General features: G+C 48.6%; 15 protein-coding genes. All 15 read left to right on the forward strand.

All coding sequences use genetic code 11. The features are described from left to right. Positions 1 to 4 precede the first annotated feature (4 nt). The 15 genes from AC3RCL_RS01460 to AC3RCL_RS01530 all read left to right on the forward strand — a co-directional run bounded on the left by AC3RCL_RS01460 (position 5) and on the right by AC3RCL_RS01530 (position 16509). Entirely contained in the window at positions 5 to 748 is a 744-nt protein-coding gene (locus tag AC3RCL_RS01460; RefSeq protein WP_036664867.1) for an ABC transporter permease, read from the forward strand. After that, on the forward strand, positions 749 to 1921 hold the full coding sequence (locus AC3RCL_RS01465) for a sensor histidine kinase (protein ID WP_119850474.1): 1173 nt from the start codon (positions 749 to 751) through the stop codon (positions 1919 to 1921). Beyond that, complete coding sequence (locus AC3RCL_RS01470; protein ID WP_036664865.1) at positions 1922 to 2527, forward strand: response regulator transcription factor; 606 nt, start codon at positions 1922 to 1924, stop codon at positions 2525 to 2527. It begins immediately after the preceding gene. A gap of 172 nt (positions 2528 to 2699) precedes the next feature. Then, positions 2700 to 3047: a transposase gene (locus tag AC3RCL_RS01475; RefSeq protein ID WP_452516354.1), complete on the forward strand. Its 348-nt coding sequence runs from the start codon at positions 2700 to 2702 to the stop codon at positions 3045 to 3047. 486 nt (positions 3048 to 3533) lie between these two features. After that, entirely contained in the window at positions 3534 to 4178 is a 645-nt protein-coding gene (lepB, locus tag AC3RCL_RS01480; RefSeq protein WP_277747535.1) for a signal peptidase I, read from the forward strand. 203 nt (positions 4179 to 4381) lie between these two features. Beyond that, entirely contained in the window at positions 4382 to 4747 is a 366-nt protein-coding gene (locus AC3RCL_RS01485; RefSeq protein ID WP_277747536.1) for a hypothetical protein, read from the forward strand. A gap of 199 nt (positions 4748 to 4946) precedes the next feature. Continuing rightward, on the forward strand, positions 4947 to 5738 hold the full coding sequence (locus tag AC3RCL_RS01490; RefSeq protein ID WP_492534292.1) for a sensor domain-containing protein: 792 nt from the start codon (positions 4947 to 4949) through the stop codon (positions 5736 to 5738). 388 nt (positions 5739 to 6126) lie between these two features. Beyond that, the gene (locus tag AC3RCL_RS01495) at positions 6127 to 8184 is read left to right on the forward strand and encodes a pectate lyase family protein (RefSeq protein WP_492534294.1); all 2058 of its coding nucleotides are present in this window, start codon (positions 6127 to 6129) and stop codon (positions 8182 to 8184) included. A gap of 324 nt (positions 8185 to 8508) precedes the next feature. Then, a complete protein-coding gene (locus AC3RCL_RS01500; RefSeq protein WP_492534296.1) occupies positions 8509 to 10341 on the forward strand; it encodes a cache domain-containing sensor histidine kinase in 1833 nt (610 codons plus the stop codon). A 10-nt stretch (positions 10342 to 10351) separates the two neighbouring features. Continuing rightward, a complete protein-coding gene (locus tag AC3RCL_RS01505) occupies positions 10352 to 11116 on the forward strand; it encodes a response regulator transcription factor (protein ID WP_492534298.1) in 765 nt (254 codons plus the stop codon). Positions 11117 to 11286: 170 nt separating this feature from the next. After that, positions 11287 to 12579 carry an ABC transporter substrate-binding protein gene (locus tag AC3RCL_RS01510; protein ID WP_277747541.1) on the forward strand — a complete coding sequence of 431 codons (1293 nt, stop codon included), beginning with the start codon at positions 11287 to 11289 and terminating at the stop codon, positions 12577 to 12579. 26 nt (positions 12580 to 12605) lie between these two features. Beyond that, entirely contained in the window at positions 12606 to 13298 is a 693-nt protein-coding gene (locus AC3RCL_RS01515; protein ID WP_492534300.1) for a hypothetical protein, read from the forward strand. 26 nt (positions 13299 to 13324) lie between these two features. Next, complete coding sequence (locus AC3RCL_RS01520) at positions 13325 to 14272, forward strand: carbohydrate ABC transporter permease (RefSeq protein WP_096774888.1); 948 nt, start codon at positions 13325 to 13327, stop codon at positions 14270 to 14272. Continuing rightward, on the forward strand, positions 14262 to 15119 hold the full coding sequence (locus AC3RCL_RS01525) for a carbohydrate ABC transporter permease (RefSeq protein WP_012818521.1): 858 nt from the start codon (positions 14262 to 14264) through the stop codon (positions 15117 to 15119). Before AC3RCL_RS01520 ends, AC3RCL_RS01525 begins: the two co-directional genes overlap by 11 nt. A 34-nt stretch (positions 15120 to 15153) precedes the next feature. After that, entirely contained in the window at positions 15154 to 16509 is a 1356-nt protein-coding gene (locus AC3RCL_RS01530) for an FAD-dependent oxidoreductase (RefSeq protein WP_492534302.1), read from the forward strand. Positions 16510 to 16569: the final 60 nt, after the last annotated feature.

A 16569-nucleotide genomic window follows, 5' to 3' on the forward strand; every position in this document is an offset into this window, starting at 1 on the left:
AGCCATGTTACATATGTTTGTTGCCCAGACCAAAGCAGAAAGTATACGAATTATCCGTAGTCCATTCTTCTTACTCTTCTCCATTGCGATGCCGCTTGCTTTCTACTTTTTATTTGCAAGTATGAATGGGGTAGATCAATCGATTCAATCAACAACTTGGGGTGTCTTTTCATTGATGTCGATGACGGCATTCAGTTTGATTGGTACAGCGGTATCTCAATTCGGTATCCGTCTATCGTTCGAGCATCAAGACGGGTGGGTACGCTTGTTGAAGCTAACTCCACTATCTCCTGCCGTCTGGATTGGCAGCAAAATCGTATCGCAAATGGCTGTTCACTTGATCGTCATTGTAGTTATATTTTTATCTGCTGGCCTTGTTCATGATATACAATTGACAGCCGGGCAATGGATTTTATGCGGATTATGGTTATGGATTGGGAGCATATCTTTTCTGGCGCTTGGTGCATTGTTAGGAACGCTTAAAAACGCGAATACTTCCGTTGCCATCGGAAATGTGTTACAGATGGGGCTTGCCATTGTGGGGGGGCTTTGGATGCCGCTTAGTACTTTGCCAAGTTGGATGGGCTCGGTCGGGGAATGGCTTCCATCTCACCGATATGCCAATGGGGCATGGAATATGATCGCTGGAAAAAATCCAGCAAGTATCGATTTCATAATTTTGACAGGATGCGGTCTCCTCTTTATGCTACTATCAATCTATATCTATAATCGACGGGATGCGGTCTAATTGAATAGAGAAAAGTGGCGTCTCTTTCCAAAATCGGAAGGAGTCGCTCCTTATATTTTGTTAACAAATGTAATGATACCCATGTACTTTCTACTCTATGAGCCATCAAGTATACAGTGGCTTGGCTTTGTTCTGTTAGGCATATTCGTTCTATTATTTCGACAATCCTACTTTTATTTAAAGTGGGCCACGCCAATATTGATCGTTCAGGTGGGTATACTTTTAATTTTAGCAGCTGTATTTCACCCTATGTATACGTTTATGGGTTTTATGATAGCTGCTCCGCTGAGCAAACAAAAGCTGCCGATATTACTCTCTATAACGATCGTTTTCACTGTAGCTATGGGATTTATCGCCGTTCCTTACTTGGATCGGATGGGCAGCCTAGTATGGATAGGGCTGGTGCCTATGTTTGGCATCTGTATTCTGCCGTATATTATTCGAACTTCGACCCGATTTCAACAGAAGTCTGCGCGGCTGCGGGCAGAAACTGCTGAACGAATGGCACAGCAGGAGGAGCGCCAGCGGATCGCACGTGAATTACATGATACATTGGGGCATACGCTGTCATTAATCGCACTAAAAGGGGAGGTCGTTGAGAAATTGGTCAATCGCCAACCCGAGAGAGCGATAGCAGAGGCTCGTGAAATACGAGAAACGGCACGCGCAGCCTTGAAACAAATGCGAGAATTGGTTACGGAGATGAAAGTTACATATCTCGCTGACGAATATAAGCATGCTGTATCGTTATGTTCAGCTGCGGGCATACCGCTTTTATTTCAATATCAATCGATTTCAGATCCCAGACCTTCTAATGTAGGGACGGAAGACGCTTTAGTGAACAATCCGCTTCCGTTAACACCCTTGCAGGAGACGATCTTGGCGATGTGTTTTCGCGAGACGATTACAAATGTCGTTCGTCATAGCCGAGCAACAAGTTGCAGCGTTCTTCTCGACATTCAGGAAGGGGAAGTTCGTGTATCCGTAAGTGATGACGGTATTGGGGCAGATATGGATCAATTCTATACTAGCAGTAATGGCCTCGCCGGTTTACGGCAGCGGTTGGTTATGATCGATGGTCGTATGTCGCTGTCTTCGTCCCCAGGCAAGGGGACGGAAGTCACCTTACATATACCTAGGGTAATACGAAATGAAAAGGTAGGTAGTGCTTAGATGATTCGTATTGTTTTGGCAGAAGATCAAAAGTTATTAAGGGGAGCACTGGCAACGTTACTCTCGTTAGAAGATGATATTGAAGTCGTCGGTCAAGCTGAAAATGGGGAAGAAGTGATGTCCATGATTCAGCAATATGAACCCGATGTAGCTGTTCTGGATATTGAGATGCCGCTGAAAACGGGGTTAGATATTGCGGAATTAATTCAAAAAAATAAGTCAGCTTGTCGTGTCATCATCTTGACGACATTCGCGCGTCCTGGATATTTCCAGCGGGCTATGCAGGCAGGAGTTTATGGATATCTTCTTAAAGATACGGGCAGCGAGGAACTGGCTGATGCGATTCGTCGGGTCTATGATGGGAAACGTGTCATCAATTCAGAATTGTCGCTCGCGGTATGGGATGATCCATGTCCATTATCACCCAGGGAGCGTGAAGTCATGAAGTTGGCTGCCCAAGGCTTAGTTCTTCAAGATATTGGAGCACAGCTGTTTCTATCCTATGGAACGGTACGGAACTATATGTCAGAGGCGATTGGGAAGCTCGGGGCGAATACACGGATCGAGGCAATCGATATCGCACGTAGCAAGGGATGGTTGGATTGAGGAGAACTCCGAGGTATGGAGGTAAGCGGATCACCCCACTCAAGGGATGATGCAGCCTAGGGAGCTTCTAAGCTCTCTGGTGTTATGAGGTGGAATGATCTAAGTAGGATAACGGTGAGTTACCAGTTATCTCATTTAATGCTCGACTCCTTGTTTCGAACGATCTCAGGAGTTGGGGAGAAGCTGGCAGCTACGCTCGTGGCGGAACTTGGAGACATTCAGCAGTTTGAGAACCCGAAGCAGCTGGTGTGGCCTATGCCGGAATGGATCCGGGGGTGTTTCAGAGAAATTTACATCATCCAGCAACCGAATTACCAAGAGGGGCTCTAAGCGTTTGAGGAGAGCCTTGTTTTTATCCGTACAATTCAGTCTCAGACGAAGTGAATGCTCCAAGTTGAAACTATTACGACAAGAAAAAGAAAGAAGGCAGCCTTACAAGGCCGCGGTGATTGCTTGCGCCAACAAGCTACTTCATCACATCTATGCGATCCTAAAGAAAGGTGAGCCTTACCATAGGTAATTCCACATTTATCCGCCAACTCTCCGCGACAACGGAGGGGTTCTTTGCTGTTCTGTAAATAACTATACCAGCAAACTTTAAATTATCCAAGCCCGGGTGCTTGACAAACATAAGTTGGTTTTTGTTTTTCCCATATAGGTTCTTGTTTTAATTGAGGAAATGAATTTTATCCAGAGTCGATTAATAAAAATTCTTTCTAATTAGGGAATAATTCTATAATTTATTCGTCTTTTTTAAGTTTAGGGTCTTGCCTTCCCATTATTGGAACTAAGTTTAATAAGTACAGTTTCCAGCTTACAAAATCCCCCCCTTTATAAATTAACTACAAAATAAAAAAAACAATAACTAACAAGAAATCCGAAACGTTAAATAATATGATATGAAGATTATTCATGTAATTTATTGATTTTTAATCATAAAAATTGTAAATAAAGCGTGAGTGCATATTATAATTTGATCGGGATTACTACAACAGGAGGTGCTGTGATGAGAAGAAAGTGGATTCTTGGTATTATTTTGATTTTTCTAATGTCGGGATGTTCTACAGATAAGACATCCATGGAGAGCATAAACAATTCAGAAAAACCGAAGGTATTAAAAACAGTTGACTATAAAATTGACAATATGAGCCGGCAACGATCAGAATATCACTATACTGAAGATGGTGCGTTAGTAATTGACTCGGAAATTGACCGTATGATCATGAAGCCGGGCGATATTGTTTATTTTATACCTCCAGAGTTCGAGGGATTTAAAGATAACCCTGATTTTAAATTAGCTGATCATTATATTTCTAGACTTATCGCAAGTGAGGGAGATAGTGTGGAAATAAAAAAGGGAGTAGTTTATGTCAATGACAAAAAACTTGATGGTTTTTACGGTGTGGCAGCAAAATACGGTCTAACTGAGCAGGAATACATTGATAAACAAAAAGAAAGTGACTCAAACTTTAAATTAACTCAGGAAGAAAATGATTTTTTTAATCAGAGTATGGTTAAAATTAAAATTCCTAAAGAACATATATTTGTCTTAGGTGATAATTGGGAAAGAAGTGTGGATAGCCGTCATTTTGGGCCTGTTCCCTTAAAAAATATTCAAGGGAAAGTACTAGGGGTCACGAAGGAATTTTAATTGATAAATTCTATATACTTTTTAACGAGCGATGAGTGATAAAATGCGGTTCCTACACCCGTTACTTGCCGCAGAGTATATTAGCTAAATCTAGGTTCAATGACAAAAGTCATCAATCCGTGTGTTAGGGTTGGTGACTTTTCCATTTGTGGTATAATAACCCGAAATGTCCACATTAACTGAAGATTGGCTGGTGAATTGGAATGAGCGAAAAATTCTGGTTAGTGATACAGTATCCTCTGAAAAGTGCAAAAGGCAGCCAACGCGACCACTGGTTAAGAGAAAAAGTAATGGAATATTTAGAATTATCTCTAGCGGATGCTGATTTGGGCCATGTCGACGGCTTTGATATGGGGACATGCATGTCCGACCCGAAGAAGTATGCGCTTAATATATTTTGTGTTGTTACGGAGGAAGAACAGGGTATAGCCTTGGTAAAAAGAGTGATAAAAGAGAGTCGGCTTGATTATACTCGCATAAAAATGGCTACCATGCCCTATGGAAAAGAAGAAGAAACCTATACTCTGAAGTATGCCTATAAGAAGGGCGTTACCGATTTTTCACTATAGCCTATACGGTGTTTAAATGTCGTTCGGCGAGTTGGTCATAGTGTCTTCGCTTCAATAAATTCACCAGAGCCAGGCCCATTCCTAGTCTAAGGTCTAGGTTCAGATACCCCCTAAGACGGTTATGTCAGCCAAATAACGCGGATATAATGGATTTATAAACTTGGAGCGTGACTTATGAAGCCATAAGGGGTGTTTGAATATGAAGGCAACAGAAGCGACTGCAATGTCGCGGGCAGGCAAGGTGAATTGGGTGCTTTTTAATCCGAAAACCTATGCAACGATTCTCTATTTATTGCTATCTCTCCCGTTAGGGATTATTTATTTTACAGTAGCGATAACGGGACTTACCTTATCCATCGGTTTGACTCCGATATTTATCGGAATACCGCTGTTTTTTGGAGTAGCTAAGCTGCTCAACGGGATTGTGATTTTTGAACAAAGCATGATTAGGCAAATTTTAGGTTTACCTAATCCTACTGTATCGTATACCTACAATCACCAGTCTGAAGCTGGGCAGAAGTTGAAACGAATGGTGAGCGGTTTTGACGGAGCGCTCTTTATTCGAAACCTGCTGCTCGTATTACTAAGATTTGTTACCGGCATCGTATTCTTTGTTATTATGGTAACGGTGATTTCACTGGGACTCGGATTGATTGCTCTTCCGGTCGTGCATATCATTTTGATGAATGAACTGCAGCTCGATATTTTGGAAAATAGCTTGTTTAGTTATTTTCATATCGATTGGACCTATAATCAGCAATACCTGCTGTACGTAGTCGTAGGCCTTATCCTGTTCTGGGTCGCGCTGCGCGTTGTGAATGGGCTTATGCAAATTCTGCGCAGAATCATGTATGTGGATGAGCCCTATCAGCAGCCGTCAGTGCCGCCGATGGAAGCACAAATCCATGCGCCAATTCAGTCGCAATATTACGAGTACCAAGAGGATCACCCCACTCAAGGGATGATGCAGCCAGCCCATAGAGAGCTTTAAAGGCTCTCCCAAAGCGACCTTAACCGGTCGCTTTTTCGTTTTTGCGTCCGGTTTAAGCCTGAAATACAACCCGATCTACGTCTTGTATCTACAGATTTCAGCCGTTCACGACCATCCCGGATGGATGTTGTCCAAGAGGAAGTGTCATTTCCCCGACCTATAATCATTAACTCAGAATATCGCGGAATGCGCAGGTTATAACAAAATGATTGTTTCGGAACTATTTTCGCAGCTGATAAGCTGTGGGTGGAATTCCAAAATTTGTTGATTTTAAACAAGGACATTGTTTGACAGACAGGGTCCATAAAGCGAGGAGGCTGATAAGAAAGCTCTAATTTATTGCAAGCGATTACAATAGCACAAGTGAATAAAAAAAGGAGGAGATGAAATGAAGAACAGCGTTGCAAAGGTAACCGGCATGGTGTTGTTGTTTTCTCTGGCGCTAGCTCTCATAGCGGGAGGATGGGTGAATAAGACAACGGTCCATGCTGCCGGTCTTTCGATAATCGGCGGTGGGGGCTGGAATGAAACGGCGTATATAGAATGGTCACCCGTGAGTAATGCGAAGGGATACAATGTCTACGTGAAACACGCCAATGCGCCGGGTTCCAGCTATCAACAAATGGATAGTGAGCTGATCCGGCAATACCCTTCCTATTGGAGAGCAGATGCCGTTGGACTCGCAGCAGGAAATTATGTGATGAAGGTTGAAGCCAGGCTGTCGGACGGTTCAACGGTAAGTGTCGTTTCGAATAACCTATCCGTAGCGCCGCATGATCGATCCGGATTTGCTTTTTCCTCAGACTCGCCATACGGGACTGGCTCGGGTGCCTACAATGATGACGGTACGCTTAAAGATGGTGCACAAGTTATTTATGTGACCTCCGAGACGGCACGAACCGTAACCCTTGATGTGAAAATCAACAGCTCAGGCGGGGTTCAAACGGGCGTGGGGATCGGCGAGATTTTGACGCTAAGACAAAAAGGCTATGACACAACCCCTCTTGCGATCCGGTTTATTGGAAAAGTTACCGATGACGACATGAGCGGACAGCTGAATAGCAGCGGCTACCTTCAAGTAAAAGGCAAAAACGATTACTCGGAAATGAATATGACGATCGAAGGGATCGGAGACGACGCTTATGCTTATGGGTGGGGATTGCTCCTTAGATACGTAGGGAATGTGGAAGTAAGAAACCTCGGGCTCATGTTGTTTCCTGATGATGGAATTTCCATGGATACAGGAAATGTCAACGTGTGGGTGCATAATAACGATCTATTTTATGGAACCGCAGGAGGAGATGCCGACCAGGCCAAGGGCGATGGTTCAACGGATCTGAAAAAAGGATCGACCTATATTACAATCTCCTACAATCACTACTGGGATTCGGGAAAAGCGGCTTTGGTCGGGTTGAGTGAATCGGAGGAATTCTTTGTCACCTTCCACCATAACTGGTTTGATCACTCGGACTCCCGCCATCCGCGAATCCGATTGGCATCGGTTCACATCTATAATAACTTCTATGACGGAGTCTCAAAATATGGGGTCGGTGTGACAACGGGAGCTTCAGCCTTCGTGGAATCCAATTACTTTAGACATGCCAAATACCCGATGTTGAGCTCCTTGCAAGGTACCGATGCTTTAGGGGAAGGGACCTTTTCGGGCGAAGACGGAGGCGTGATTAAGGCCTATAACAATAGGATCGTAGATGCGGACAGCCTGATTTATGCAAATTCCAATACCGGGACAGCTCCGGCAAATGCAACCTCATTCGATGCATACTTGGCTTCGTCAAGAATTAAAACCGTACCAAGCTCATACAAAGCATTCGTGGGAGGAACGGCTTATAATAACTTCGACACAACCGTCGATACGGGAGTAAATAGCGCTGACATCGATAACGTGAGCGATGTAGAACAGATTGTTACCGCACAAGCCGGACGCCTGAATAACGGGGATTTCACCTGGGAATTCAATGATGCCGTTGACGACACATCCTATGCCCTCAATACAGCTCTGATGGCTAAAATAAGCAGCTACACCAGCGGGCTTGTATCCATAGGCGGGAATTCAACCGGGGCGGAGCCGGAACCAGAACCAGAGCCGTCCACCGGAGAACAAGTTCACAACTTTACAACATCCGGATTGGCAAGCGATTTCTTCAATATTGTAGGGAATCTCTCCACAACCAAGGGAACTGCGGCGTATAACAGCTTAACGCTAACCCAATGTTTGAAAATCGAGAGTTCAACCCGCATTACCTTTACCTCTACGGAAACCGCTACATTAACATTAGTGTTTAATTCGGCAGACGGAACCAAGATCAAGATTGATGGAACGAGTTATCCCATGACGAATGGTATGGTCAGTGTGCCACTTGCTCCAGGAGCGCATACGATTACAAAAGATCATACGACGAATCTCTTTTATATGGAGTTGGAGTAGAGCAGGGCAGGGTTTGTGCTCCCGCGCGGCTCTCATACGAATATAAAAAGCGACCGTGATTTCGGTCGCTTTTTATATTTTATCTGTTGATTTGGTTATTGGGACACCATGCTTCTGAATGGTAGCTGCTAAGTCGGGAAACTGATATTTATGATTAACCATATCTACCGTAAAATCCTCAATCGTTATAACAATTATGAAATCGATTTCACAGTCTAACTGTAGTCAACTTCGGGATTCGCTTTCGTATCCCATAGTCATCCCCACCATGTTCCTGTACAATGAAGTGAAAATAAACGGGACTGGCGGAAGGGGGTGGCCAGCGTGTCTTTCAGGTTTAAACCGCTTAAGTCCTGGAGTCTTCGTGCTAAAATTTTGCTGATCTTCCTGCTGCTCATTTCGATTCCGCTCAGCCTGCAGGGCGTAGCTACCTATGTGGGTTTCTCCAACTCCGTTGAACGAAGAACCTCCGATTATACCGCTCAATTGGTGGACCAGATCAACCGGAATTTGGACAGGACCCTGATGGAGATGCAGAGATTGACGTTGATGCCTTTATACGATTCGGGGGTATTGTCCATCTTGCGCAAGTACAGGGAGGAGGATAGTCTACATCAGCAGCCTACGGTGGAAGAACGCTCCAAAATGCAGCTTTATATCGCCAGCATGACCTTCGACAGGCCAGAGATTGACAGTATCCAGATTTTCGCCGGAAGCGGTTACACCTTCTCGAGCCTGGCTCCTAGCGCGATCGCTGCCTATACGGACGTGGAGCGGCAGCCCTGGTACCCTGGCGTGGTGGAAGCGAGAGGGGCTTGGGTGCTGCTTCCGCCGCATCGGCCTTCTTACTATCTGGACGGCAATCAAAGCTATTTTTCCGTAGCCCGGCTGATCCGTGAGCCCAATACCAACCGGACGCTCGGGTTAGTCAAAATCGATTTGAAGCAGACCTTGTTCAAGCAGCTTGTCGAAAATGTCAAGCTGGAAGAGAACGGCGGCATCGTCGTGCAGAATAGCCGGGAAGAGCTTTTCTACACGGCGACCGCAGATGGGGATACGGAAGCCTCCAAGCTGCTTTCGGATCGGATTCTCGGCCTTTCAGGGCGTTCGGAAACGGCCAGCGAGATTCTGCATATGGAGGGCAGCAAGTATTTGGTTGTCTCCAACTATTCCCGATATTCCGATATTAATATCGTCAGCTATATTCCGGTCGCATCCCTGCTTGTGGAGACCAAGGAACTTCGCAATTTTACGCTTCTAGCCGGCCTGATATGTCTCGTTTTGGCCGGGGCCTTAGCCATCTACTTCTCTTATCGGCTGACCCAACCTCTCGGGACGCTGGTACGAAAAATGCGACTCGTGGAGCTCGGCGATTTCAAGCAGAGCGTGCCGGTAACTGAGGATGAAATCGGTCGGCTTGGTTCCGGCTTCAACCGGATGGTAGAGGAAATCGACCGGCTCGTCCATGAAGTATACGTGCTCGGCATGAGGGAAAGAGAGGCGGAGCTAGCCGCACTGCAAAGCCAGATCCAACCTCATTTTATATATAATACACTGGAGTCGATCAGCATGCTTGCCCGGCAGCGCAATAATGAGGACGTCTCGGAAATGGCCACGGCTTTGGGACGACTGATCCGCAGCGCAGTGGAGCAGGACCGAAGCCTTATCCGGCTTGGCGAGGAGCTTGAGACGGCGGAGTCCTATATTCGCATCCAAAAAATGCGCCATGGTTCCAGGCTGCAGGCTATGTTCGATATCGAAGAAGGGTTGGACGATTGCCTGGTCCCGAAGCTGCTGCTCCAGCCGCTCATTGAAAATGCGATTATGCACGGGATTGGAGACCGCGAGCAAGGGGGCACGGTATACGTTACGGTGGCGCGATTTGAGGATGAAGTGCTGTTGACCGTTCGGGATGACGGGCGGGGCTTGTCGGAGGATGAATTGGCGGCTTTGCAAGCCTCATTGGAAGAGGCCGGGGATGATGTGGCAGCAAAAACTCCGGCGATGCCATTACGGGGTCATGGCGTGGCGCTGAAAAATATTAAACAGCGTTTGCGGTTGATTTACGGCCGGGACTGCGACTTCGAAATCGATGGAAGCTTGGGACAAGGTACGGCTTTTACCGTGACGCTGCCGTTCGCGAAACAAGAAAAGTAGGAGGTCATCCATGATCAAGCTCATGTTGGTGGAAGACGAGGACATTATCCGTAAAGGCATCCGCGATTTGATCGGCCGTGTGGCTCCTGATTTTGAGGTCGTATACGAAGCCGCTCACGGCAAGGAAGCGCTGACTTATCTGGAACGCAATGTGGTGGATGTGCTCATTACGGATATTCGAATGCGGGAGATGGACGGGCTTCAGATGGTGGAAAAGCTGCGGACCGCGGGCCATGAGATGCCGATTGTCATTATTAGCGGTTATGGAGATTTTGTATACGCCAAAAAAGCGCTGCAATTCGGGATCGCCGATTACCTGCTGAAGCCCATAGACCGTAAGGATTTTACGGTTGCCTTGGACAAGATTCGGCTAACCTTGAATTCCTCAAATCGATATGCGGATGGGACTGAGCCGCATAGCGAGGCGGACGGGGGGCCGCCATCCAGCGAGGGGCGCAGGATGATCCGGAAGCTGAAAGCGTATATCGCTGAAAACCCCGACGGTGATTTGCGTCTGCAGACGTTAGCGGAGATGGTGCATTTAAATCCTTCCTATCTAAGCCAGCTCTTTAAGCAGGATGGTGGCGGCAATTTGTCCGATTATATCGCCGAAACGCGCATCCGGCGAGCCTGCAAGCTGCTGGAGACGACGAACCTGAAGGTCTACGACATCGCCCGTTTATCGGGATATCAAAGTCCGAAGCATTTTATGCTGGTATTTAAACAGCATATCGGAATGACGCCGGGAACCTACCGGGAACAATACAGTGTGTAATACTACATAACAGATTATGTTATGTAGTTCTTTTTTATGGGCTAAAACGGAAATGACCTAAAAAAATCGTACCTTTTCTGAACGTTTAGTGATTTTTTATATGACCATATGTAAATATAATTAACCTCATCACAACCTTAACTTGAACAATGCAGAGGGGGAAGCGGTATATGAAAAAATGGTTGACCGGTTTATTGGCATTAACACTTGGTGTGGGGCTCATGGGCTGCGCCGGGAAAGAACAGCCGAATGATACGCCAGGCGAAGCCAGTGGCGAGAAGGTACTGCTCAAATTCGCGACATGGGGAAACCCGGCGCAGCTTGAGCTGTACAAAGGGCTGACCGACGCTTTCACACAGGAGCATCCGAATATTGAGGTGCAAATTGACACGATCCCGTTTGCGGACTATCAGCAAAAAATGTCCGTACTGGCGGCAGGCCAGGAGCTGCCCGACATTGCCTGGGTATCGGAGCGGATGGTACCGCAATTTATGGCCAACGACATTCTGGCCGATGTCACGGATATCGTTCAGGATGATGCTTTTGACATCGATGACATTATACCTTCGACGCTTGAACTGTTTCGCCAGGACGACAAGCTATACGGACTGCCGTTTTCCACTCCGCCCAGCGTGGTGTTCTACAATGAAGATTTGTTCAAGCAAGCGGGCTTGAGTACGCCGAACGAGCTCGCGGAAAAAGGCGAATGGACGTGGGAAACGTTCGAAGAAGCCGCAAAAACGATCAAGACGAGCGCTGCTTCTTCGAACGTTTACGGGGCTAATTTTTTCCGCGACTGGAAGACATGGATTATTCTCGCTTCGTATTCTTGGTCAAACGGGAGCGGACCCTTTAATCCAGAGATGACGGAATACACTTGGAATGATCAATACGGGGTTGAAACCTTGGACATGCTGAAGCGCATGATGTTTACGGAAGGCTCGCACCCGAAGGCGGGAGAGCAGGTTAATTTTGAATCCGGGCAAATCGGAATGATTTTCGACAACTATAGCTTTGTATCCAAAGCTAGGGAGATCCAAAATTTCAAATGGAGCATTGCGCCAATGCCATCGGGCTCGAAAGGCAGCGTTCCGATGATGGGTCAGGCGGGTTACGTGCTATTTAAAGAGGGAAAACATCCGGAGGAAGCCAAGGAACTGCTGAAATTCCTTGCCGGCAAAGAGGGTGTGCAGAAAACGTCGGCCTTCTTTGTGCCGCCGCGCCAATCGGTGCTGAACTCGGATGAGTTCCTGAGCGTGGAGGGCAATCCGGATGCCGGGCACATCAAGCAGGCGGTCATCGACGAGATGCCTAAAGCGGTCGTGCAGCCGGGACATATCCGTTGGCAAAACATCGACACGGAGATTTTGACGGGCTTTGACGAGTTATTTGCCGGGCAGGGCGAACCGCAGAAAATTCAGGATGAGGTAAAAAGCAAGGTGGATGCTCTGTTGAGCAAATAGAGGCAGTTACGTTAGGAGGAACGGGCATGAATCGTTTGGATAAAGCATTAAACGAAGCGCCGGGGCTGCAGCTGTTCGTCAGCCTCCCGGCCAATGACATCAAGCTTGCAGAGGCAGCCTTGGCTTCGGGCGCCGACGGTTTGAAAGTCCATATCAACGTAGGGCACCGGGCCAGCGGCAATCGCTTCGGCACGCTGGACAGCTATGCCGACATTTTCAAGGACATTCGCTCCCGCTTTAACGGCCCCCTTGGAATTGTGCCCGGAGGCTCGGTGGAAGAGGTAAACGCGGAGGAAATCACCCGGCTCCCTGAGCTTGGCGTCGATTTCTACTCGATTTATGCCTTTCATCATCCTGCTTCTCTGCTGCAGGCCCCGGGACTGGCAAGAACGTTTGCGATCGATAGCGAGTTCGACCGGGGCCTCGTGGAAGGAGGCCGGACCTTCGGCATCAGCGCGCTTGAGGCTTCCATCGTTCCCGGCCATGAATATGGTACCAGGCTTACCCTTGCCGATCTGCTTCATTACCGCTGGCTGGCGGCACACGGCGGTTTGCCGGTCATTGTGCCAACGCAGCGTAAAATCGGCCCGGAGGATATCCCGGCCTTGGCCGATAGCGGCGTCAAGGTGCTGTTGGTCGGAGCGGTGGTCACGGGCAATGAAGCGGAAGGCATCCTTAGGGAGGTTGCCGCTTTACGGAATGCAATCGATCGTCTGTAGAGGTGCCCCACAAGGAGGAAAGCGACATGACCACACTTGAAACGATAAAATCTGAAGGGCCCGGCCGTCCATTCCGTAGGAAGGCAAGGAAGAACAGGCCCTTAAACCGCGGAGACCATTTGGCGGGCTGGCTGTTCGTGCTGCCGATGGTGCTGGGGTTCGTTCTGCTGCTGCTTGTCCCGCTCATGATGGCGCTTTATATGAGTTTTACGGATTGGCCGCTGCTGGGTGAGGCCAAGCTCATCGGATTTGAGAACTACCGCACGATTGCGGGGGACGCAGAATTTTGGCGCGTGCTGGGCAATACGCTTTATTTTGCCGCCGGACTTGTTCCGCTGAACATTATTTTGGCATTGCTGCTTGCCATCCCGTTATCAAAAAATATTCGCGGAGCCGGCTTTTTCCGGACATTGATCTTTATTCCGGTTATGACCTCGCTGGTGGTCTGGTCGATTGTCTGGAAGTATATGTTTGCCACGGATTCCGGGTTCATTAACCAGCTGCTGCGTATGATCGGCATTACCGGACCGGCCTGGCTGTACGATACCCGGCTTGCCATGCCCGTTGTTATCGTGACCAGTCTCCTGAAAAATGTCGGTTTGAATATGGTGTTGTTCATTGCGGCGCTGCAGCAGGTCCCGGCGCAGCTCTACGAGGCGGCCAGAATCGATGGCGCAGGGAGAATGCGGATTTTTTTCCGAATTACCGTACCCATGATCACGCCGACGATTTTTTTGACCCTGATGATGACCATTATCGGCTCGCTGAAGGTGTTCGGACAAATTTACGTGATGACACAAGGGGGGCCTTCCGGAAGCACGAAGGTGCTCGTCTACAACATTTGGGAACGAGCCTTTAAGCTGTTCGAGTTCGGATATGCTTCTGCTCTGGCTTATGTGCTGTTTATCATCACCCTGCTGCTTACGCTGGCACAATGGCAGATGAGAAAAAGGTGGGTTCTGAATGAAAGCTAGTCTATTTGCTAAAAGGGGCAACCCGGCAGGCGGGAACCTGTTCCATTATCTGCTGCTGCTTGCCGTTTCGGTGGTCATGATGACCCCGTTCGTGTGGATGGTCTCTACTTCGCTCAAACAGCCGGCTGATGTGTTTGTTTTTCCGCCGCAGCTGATTCCGTCGCCGATACGATGGGCGAATTATGCGGAAGTGCTGGAGACGATCCCGTTCCATCTGTTTTATGGCAACAGCGTATATATCGCCCTACTGGTTACCGTGGGCACCGTGCTTTTCTCTTCCATGGCGGGGTATTCTTTCGCACGAATTCCTTTTTGGGGGAGAAGCCTGGTGTTTCTGATGCTGCTGAGCACGATGATGATTCCGAACGAGGTCATTGCCATACCGATGTTTCTGTTTATGCGTGAGCTGGGTTGGATCAATACGCATTTACCGCTGATTATTTTGCCTATATTCGGCGCGGGCGGTGTGTTCGGGGTGTTTGTGATGCGGCAATTTTTTCTGGGGATTCCGAAGGAGCTGGAGGAGGCAGCGATGATCGACGGCTGCTCGCGGCTGCGGATTTATTCCACAATCATGTTGCCGTTAGCAAAACCCGCGATCGCCACGCTGATCATTTTCACGTTTTTGACGAGCTGGAACGATTTTTTTGATCCGCTGATCTTTATTAATGACCGTAAGCTGATGACCTTGCCGCTGGGATTATCGCTGTTTACCGACGAGTCGGGAACATCGTGGCATTTGCTGATGAGCGCTTCGGTTATGGCGACATTACCACTGCTCATTGTGTTTTTCTTTGCGCAGAAGCAGTTTGTCGAAGGGGTATCCATGACGGGTCTCAAGGAATAGGGTAAATAACGCTTAAAAGGAGGAGTGAAAAGAGATGGACAGCAGGACAAGGATCATGGAGGCGGACGTGGTAGTTATAGGTGCAGGGCCGGCGGGCATTGCCGCCGCCATTGCCGCCGGCAGGCAGGGGGCAAGCGTCATCTTGATTGAACGGTACGGATTTGTCGGCGGGATGTCTACGGTTGCCGGGGTTTATCCTTGGATGACGTTTCATACACAGCAAGGGGTACGGGTCATCGGCGGCATTGCACAGGAAATTGTGGAGCGCCTGATGGAGCGCGGGGGCTCGCCCGGCCATCTTCGCGATACCGTCGGTTTCGTGCATACGCTGACGCCGTACCATCCAGAGATATATAAGGTGCTTGCCGTCGATATGCTGCGCGAAGCGGGGGTGAAGCTCGTCTCACACAGCTTCGTTGACGAAGTCGGGCGTGAAGGCGAATACATCCAATCCGTGACCCTTACTGGAAAATCGGGGCGAATCAAGGTGGACGGGAAGATGTTCGTCGATGCGTCCGGGGATGCGGATGTCGCTTATCTGGCGGGAGCGCCGACGCTTCAGGGGCGCGAAAGCGACGGGCTGTCGCAGCCGATGACGATGAAATTCCGGATGCGGGGCGTTGACGTGGAGGCGATTCGGAAGGCGATGCTGGCTGATCCCGACAACTTTTATCACAAGACGCCGTTTGCCGAGCTAGAGAAGGAGCTTATTCCGCTCACGGGGGTTTCCGGCTTTTATAAGGAGTGGAAAGCTGCCGAGGTCCCGATCAACCGCGATCAGGTTCTGTTGTTTATCGGACCGGAGAAGGATGAGGTGCTGATCAATTGTACGCGGGTACAAGGCTTAAGCGCGACCGATGTCGAGGAGCTGACTTTGGCGGAGGAGGAAGGGCGCAAGCAGGTGCTGATGATGGCGGAATTTTTGAAATCGCGGGTGCCCGGATTTGCCGAGGCCTCCATTTCCTCGGTCGCACCCCAGATCGGAATTAGGGAGTCGCGCCGAATCGACGGTCTGTATCGGTTAACGATGGAGGACGTGGTGACGGGACGACATTTTGAGGACGGCATTGCGAGGAGCGGTTATCCGGTTGACTTGCATGATCCGTCAGGCAAAGGGATTATGGAGGCTTCCATCGAGAATGACGGTTCCTACAGCATTCCTTACCGCTGCCTGGTGGCCCGAGGGCCAGTAAATCTGCTCGCGGCGGGGCGCTGCATTTCAACCACGCATGAAGCACTGGCGACCACGCGCTTGACGCCAAGCTGCATGGCTACGGGTGAAGCGGCGGGCACCGCGGCGGCCCTGGCCTGCAAGGCGGGAATCACCGCGGCGGAAGTCGATGCATCGCAGCTCAGGGAGATGCTGCACGCCCAAGGGGCGATTGTGTGAAGAGACGCGGGCTAGAAGAAGCAGGTTGTTGCTACTCTTGATTTTGATTCTCCAATCTGC

This window comes from Paenibacillus sp. MT86 (assembly GCF_058792535.1).

What these genes read in the sequence shown, in the direction of transcription:
- AC3RCL_RS01460 (WP_036664867.1), top strand. Translation starts at nt 5, where the DNA reads ATGTTACATATGTTTGTTGCCCAGACCAAAGCAGAAAGTATACGAATT.
- AC3RCL_RS01470 (WP_036664865.1), top strand. Translation starts at nt 1,922, where the DNA reads ATGATTCGTATTGTTTTGGCAGAAGATCAAAAGTTATTAAGGGGAGCA.
- lepB (WP_277747535.1), top strand. Translation starts at nt 3,534, where the DNA reads ATGAGAAGAAAGTGGATTCTTGGTATTATTTTGATTTTTCTAATGTCG.
- AC3RCL_RS01485 (WP_277747536.1), top strand. Translation starts at nt 4,382, where the DNA reads ATGAGCGAAAAATTCTGGTTAGTGATACAGTATCCTCTGAAAAGTGCA.
- AC3RCL_RS01490 (WP_492534292.1), top strand. Translation starts at nt 4,947, where the DNA reads ATGAAGGCAACAGAAGCGACTGCAATGTCGCGGGCAGGCAAGGTGAAT.
- AC3RCL_RS01495 (WP_492534294.1), top strand. Translation starts at nt 6,127, where the DNA reads ATGAAGAACAGCGTTGCAAAGGTAACCGGCATGGTGTTGTTGTTTTCT.
- AC3RCL_RS01505 (WP_492534298.1), top strand. Translation starts at nt 10,352, where the DNA reads ATGATCAAGCTCATGTTGGTGGAAGACGAGGACATTATCCGTAAAGGC.
- AC3RCL_RS01510 (WP_277747541.1), top strand. Translation starts at nt 11,287, where the DNA reads ATGAAAAAATGGTTGACCGGTTTATTGGCATTAACACTTGGTGTGGGG.
- AC3RCL_RS01515 (WP_492534300.1), top strand. Translation starts at nt 12,606, where the DNA reads ATGAATCGTTTGGATAAAGCATTAAACGAAGCGCCGGGGCTGCAGCTG.
- AC3RCL_RS01520 (WP_096774888.1), top strand. Translation starts at nt 13,325, where the DNA reads ATGACCACACTTGAAACGATAAAATCTGAAGGGCCCGGCCGTCCATTC.
- AC3RCL_RS01525 (WP_012818521.1), top strand. Translation starts at nt 14,262, where the DNA reads ATGAAAGCTAGTCTATTTGCTAAAAGGGGCAACCCGGCAGGCGGGAAC.
- AC3RCL_RS01530 (WP_492534302.1), top strand. Translation starts at nt 15,154, where the DNA reads ATGGACAGCAGGACAAGGATCATGGAGGCGGACGTGGTAGTTATAGGT.